This is a genomic window from Dietzia cercidiphylli, assembly GCF_014145145.1.
Lineage (GTDB): Bacteria > Actinomycetota > Actinomycetes > Mycobacteriales > Mycobacteriaceae > Dietzia > Dietzia natronolimnaea.
Map to the genome: position 1 here is coordinate 1 of NZ_JAALEA010000125.1, position 4,654 is coordinate 4,654.

Annotated in this window: 6 protein-coding genes and 1 pseudogene; 3 read left to right on the top strand and 4 right to left on the bottom strand. The window is 69.7% G+C overall.

Features of this window, described 5'->3' with window-relative positions; genetic code table 11:
* The coding region (locus tag G6028_RS05230; RefSeq protein ID WP_182658252.1) for a neutral/alkaline non-lysosomal ceramidase N-terminal domain-containing protein at nt 1-1,137 on the bottom strand (1,137 nt) is incomplete at its 3' end.
* A 195-nt stretch (nt 1,138-1,332) separates the two neighbouring features.
* Complete coding sequence (locus G6028_RS05235; RefSeq protein WP_031265000.1) at nt 1,333-1,935, bottom strand: superoxide dismutase; 603 nt, start codon at nt 1,933-1,935, stop codon at nt 1,333-1,335.
* 160 nt (nt 1,936-2,095) lie between these two features.
* Here G6028_RS05235 and G6028_RS05240 point away from each other — a divergent pair, with 160 nt between their 5' ends.
* Nucleotides 2,096-2,536, top strand: a complete 441-nt coding sequence (locus G6028_RS05240; RefSeq protein ID WP_259848389.1) for an NUDIX hydrolase — start codon at nt 2,096-2,098, stop codon at nt 2,534-2,536.
* 15 nt (nt 2,537-2,551) lie between these two features.
* Here G6028_RS05240 and G6028_RS05245 read toward each other — a convergent pair whose 3' ends face one another.
* Nucleotides 2,552-2,725 carry a hypothetical protein gene (locus tag G6028_RS05245; protein ID WP_182611188.1) on the bottom strand — a complete coding sequence of 58 codons (174 nt, stop codon included), beginning with the start codon at nt 2,723-2,725 and terminating at the stop codon, nt 2,552-2,554.
* 104 nt (nt 2,726-2,829) lie between these two features.
* Between G6028_RS05245 and msrA the strand changes: the two genes are divergently transcribed.
* Nucleotides 2,830-3,507 carry a peptide-methionine (S)-S-oxide reductase MsrA gene (gene msrA, locus G6028_RS05250; RefSeq protein WP_182658253.1) on the top strand — a complete coding sequence of 226 codons (678 nt, stop codon included), beginning with the start codon at nt 2,830-2,832 and terminating at the stop codon, nt 3,505-3,507.
* A gap of 351 nt (nt 3,508-3,858) precedes the next feature.
* Here the strand turns inward: msrA and G6028_RS05255 are convergent, their stop codons facing one another.
* Nucleotides 3,859-4,062, bottom strand: coding sequence for a cold-shock protein (locus G6028_RS05255; RefSeq protein WP_007629661.1), 204 nt, complete (start codon nt 4,060-4,062; stop codon nt 3,859-3,861).
* Between the two features lie 270 nt (nt 4,063-4,332).
* Between G6028_RS05255 and G6028_RS05260 the strand changes: the two are divergent.
* A pseudogene (locus G6028_RS05260) lies at nt 4,333-4,654 on the top strand (pyruvate kinase); the annotation flags it as partial.

Consider the following 4,654-nt stretch of genomic DNA (forward strand, 5'->3'; position numbering starts at 1 on the left):
CGCCACCGCGGTCCGGTGCGTGCGGCCGTCGCCGGTGAACTCCGGCCGCACGTCGACCGCCGACATGTCGACCCAGCGGTGGCGGACGTCGATCCCGCCACCGAGCGGGCGGACGTTCCGGCCCACCTGGTCGCGCGCGGCGGCGAACTGCCGCTCGCCGTTGATACGGGTGTTGAGCCACTCGTCCGGCGTCGGCCCCCGCCCGGGTTCGAGGTCGAGGTTGGGGCTGACGTCACCGGGGTTGGTCTGAGCGAAGGCGGTCACCAGTGCCGGGGTCCCGCCGGCCAGGTAGTCCTGGCCCGCGGCCTCGCGCTCCCAGTACCAGGCGGCGTACCCCTTGTTGTCCGAGGAGGACAGTGCGTTGGCGGCGGTCATGGACGTGGCGTGCGAGGCGAACCAGTTGATCACCCCGACGAGCCGTTCACCCCTGGTGATCTGCAGGGACTGTGACCGGGGGTCGATGCCGGTGGGGAAGTGCGCGCGTTCGTCGGCGGTGTCCCGGTCGAACGAGCCGCGGGAGCGGTTGACCCCCGCGTCGTACAGGTGGCCCGTGGTGACCCCGACGCTCGACGGGGCGAGGTCGTGGTGCGCCATTCTGACGGCGTCGACGATCCCGGCGCAGTTGGCGTCGAAGGTGACGGGCCGGAACCCGAGCATCGACAGGTCGACCATCGGGTGACCGGACGTCCCGCCGGGTGCGGCGTGGGTGTGCGTGGCCGTGATGACCACGTTCCCCTCGTGATAGGTGTCGCCGAACTCCGCGGACAGGCGTCGCAGGACCTCCTGTTGGATGGACTGGAAGATCAGCCCGATCTCGGCGGTCACGTGGACGAACCTGGGTGACGACGGCGAGTCGGCGAAGACGAACGCCCGGGCCCGCTGCCGCAGATGCAGACCCACGGAGTGCTGCTCGGTGTCGGCATACCCGTTCATCCCGGCCCCGAGGGATTCCCCGGTCATGTCGCCGATGCCCCGCCCCACGTACATCCGGGTGGCCTGCGCGGGCGCGACCGCGGGCAGGACGGAGTGCAGTGCGACCACACTGCCGAGGGCGGCGGCCCCACCGAGGACGGTGCGGCGCCGGATGCCGCGATGACCGGCTCCGTGGCGGTCGGTGACGTGGTGAGACATCGGCATCGGGCTCCCAGGGTGCTCGGGCGGCTGGTGACCTTGGTCACCTCATGGGACGTCAGAGTACCCAACTGGACGCTTGACCGGGGAGGGCCCCGGGTGGACGAGGACGGGTACCCGGGCGACGAGGACGGGTACCCCTGTGAACGAGGACGGGCCCCCGCGCGGCTGCACGGGGGCCCGTTCGTCGTATGGGGGTGGTCAGCTCTTGGCGGCGGCGTAGCGCTCGGCGACGTCCGCCCAGTTCACGACGTTCCACCAGGCCTTGACGTAGTCCGGCTTGACGTTCTTGTACTGGAGGTAGAAGGCGTGCTCCCACATGTCCAGCATGAGCAGCGGGGTCATGTTGATCGAGATGTTGCCCTGCTGGTCGGTCAGCTGCTGGATGATCAGGCGCTGTCCGATGTGGTCCCAGCCCAGGACCGCCCAGCCGGACCCCTGCAGGGTGGTGGCGGCGGCGTTGAAGTGGGCCTGGAACTTGTCGAACGAACCGAACTCGGCGTCGATCGCGGAGGCCAGCTCGCCCTCCGGCTTGTCGCCCCCGTCGGGCGACATGTTCTGCCAGAACACCGAGTGGTTGGTGTGGCCACCGAGGTGGAAGGCCAGGTTCTTGCTGAGCAGCGGAGCCTTGGTGGAGATGGTGCCGTCCTCGCGCGCGGCGGCGAGCTGCTCGAGCGCGTCGTTGGCGCCCTTGACGTAGGTGGCGTGGTGCTTGGAGTGGTGGAGCTCCATGATCTCGGCGGAGATGTGCGGCTCCAGCGCGCCGTAGTCGTAGGCGAGGTCGGGAAGAACGTACTCGGCCATAGTGGTGAGTCCTCTCAGTTGGGTGACGGGCTGCGCGTGGGACCTGCCCATGGCGCCCGTCACGACGTCCGGTTCCCACCATAGTGATCGCACACCGGCGGTGTCGGCCACCGGCGCAGCGGCTCCGTGGGTACCCGCCCGACCTGCCATGATCGGAGGCGTGGATCATTCCGGTTCGACCCCTGTCCGCGTCATCTCCGTCTCCGCGGTGGTCCTGACCCGGCCGGACGGGGCCGTGGTGACCGTGCGCAAGACGGGCACGGACCGCTTCATGCTCCCCGGAGGCAAGTGGGAGCCGGGGGAGTCCCCGCTGGCCTGCGCGGTCCGCGAGCTCGGGGAGGAACTGGGGTTGACGATCGCCCCGGAACTCCTGACCCCGCTCGGGCGGTTCGACACCGCGACGGCGAACGAGCCCGGGTTCAGGCTGGTCTCCGAGGTGTTCGCCGCGGAGACGGAACAGGACATGGAGCCCCGGGCGGAGATCGCCGAGGCCCGCTGGCTGACGTCCGCCGAGGTCCGGGGCGTCGCGCAACTCCCGGAAGACCGTTGCGCGCCATGGGCTCCGCTACTGGTCAGGGTCGCTCGCGAGGGCTTGGCGTGACGGGGTGGCCGCCGATCAGACGGCGAGGATCGCGATGAGTGCGAGGAGCAGCAGGGCGGCGGTGAGGACGCTGACGGCGAGGTTCCGGTGACTGACGTGCTCACTGCACCCCGACCCCTCGAAGGGCTGGGACGAGCCGCGGTCGAGAATGTCGTGCAGCTGCTGTGCGGCGGGCTTTGAAGCGGTCACGTCGAGCTCCCCACTGGTCGATCTGCGGCCCACCCTATCGCGAAGTATGGTGTTCGTCACATCACGTCCGGATCACGCGGCCGCCGCGGGGTTACCCTGGCCCCATGGGCTGGCTACAGGACGCGATCAGACAATCGACGATGCGCACGGCGACCGAGGTGATCGACGCCGACTCGGCTCTGCCGGGCAGATCCGAACCGGTCGCCGTGGCGCCGACCAACATCGTCACCGGCAACCCGATGGTGCCGCCGTTCCCCGAGGGGTACGAGACCATGGTGCTGGGGATGGGCTGCTTCTGGGGTGCGGAGAAGATCCTCTGGCAGCTCGAGGGGGTGTGGACCACGGCCGTCGGCTACGCGGGCGGATGGACACCCAATCCCACCTACGAGGAGACGTGTACGGGGGCGACGGGCCACACCGAGGCCGTCCTGGTGGTGTTCGACCCCGAGGTGTTGCCGGTCGAGCGACTGCTCGCCACGTTCTTCGAGTGGCACGACCCGACCCAGGGCATGAGGCAGGGCAACGACATGGGGACGCAGTACAGGTCCGCGGTGTTCGCCACCACGACCGCGCAACTGGAGACGGCCCGTCGACTGGGGGCCGCCTATGAGAAGGAACTGGACGCGGCCGGCCGCGGGCCCCTGACCACCGAGTTCGGGATGCTCGGAGAGATCCGGTCCGGCGAGTTCGCCTACGCCGAGGACTATCACCAGCAGTACCTGGTCAAGAACCCCGGCGGTTACGACTGCCACGTCCGTAGCGGCGTGGCCTGCCCCATCTGAGGTCCCGGGGCCGGCCTTCTCGGCCCTTTCCGCCCCGCGCCTGCCCCTGCCGTCCCCGCTCGCCCCCTCGGCGGCGGCAGGCGCTCCCGCGGATGATCGCCTCGGCGCGATCCGCTCCCGGGCATGAACTCCGGCGTGAGCCGTGGGGCGGGCCGCTGTTCATGGCCAGGGGCGGATGGCATCCGCGCGCGCGGATGACGGGGAGCAGGGGCGGATGGCAGACACACCCTGTGGTGGGGAGGCGGTCCCGTCAGCGGGTGTGTGCTCGGGACATGCGGAAGGGCCCGGCCGGGATCTCTCCCGGGCCGGGCCCTTCACGTCGATGCGGCGTCAGATCTCTCTGACGTCAGATCACATCGGGGTGATGTTCTCCGCCTGCAGGCCCTTGGCGCCCTGCGCGACGTCGAAGGAGACCTGCTGGTTCTCCTCGAGCGAGCGGTAGCCCGAGCCCTGGATGGCGGAGAAGTGCGCGAAGACGTCGGCGGAGCCGTCGTCGGGGGCGATGAAGCCGAAGCCCTTGTCGGCGTTGAACCACTTCACGGTGCCGGTAGCCATATTGGCGTCCTTTCGAGAGTCGGTACTCCGCTTGTCGGAGTACCAGATGATGCAGCAGAGAGCGTGCTGTGTGTTTCCCTGCGGTGCCGCATCGTTCTCTCGCAAGAACGGTGGATCTACAGAAATACAACGTACGTTTTCAACTACTGAGCAGAACCCTACAGTCTCAGAGCCGGTCCGTCACCCCCACGGGGTGTCCGGCAGGTGAATTCGCCGTTCCACCTCGGTTCCCGGGCGTCCCGACGGGCCTCCGACGGCGAGACTGGGCGGGTGTACTCCGACCTGACCCGCGAACTCGATTCCCTCCTGGGAGACCTCGGCCCCGGCCGTGCCGGACGGGCACGGGACATGGAGCGGGTGGACCCGACCCACCGTGGGGGCGCCCTGAACCTCGTCGACTACGCGACCCTGCGCCGGCACGACCTCCGGGATCTGCAGGACCGACTGCTCGACGCCGGCGTGTCCCCGCTCGTCGGCTGCGAGGACGACGTGGAGGCGGCACTCCGGGCCGCCCGTGCCGCTCTGGCCGCGCTCGGGGGGCAGGACCCGACGCGCTTCGTCGACCGTCACACCACGGCTGCGGCGCGTGCCG

Excerpts from the sequence above, each read along its gene's own strand:
- G6028_RS05235 (WP_031265000.1), bottom strand. The coding sequence starts at position 1,935 with ATGGCCGAGTACGTTCTTCCCGACCTCGCCTACGACTACGGCGCGCTG.
- msrA (WP_182658253.1), top strand. The coding sequence starts at position 2,830 with ATGGGCTGGCTACAGGACGCGATCAGACAATCGACGATGCGCACGGCG.
- G6028_RS05255 (WP_007629661.1), bottom strand. The coding sequence starts at position 4,062 with ATGGCTACCGGCACCGTGAAGTGGTTCAACGCCGACAAGGGCTTCGGC.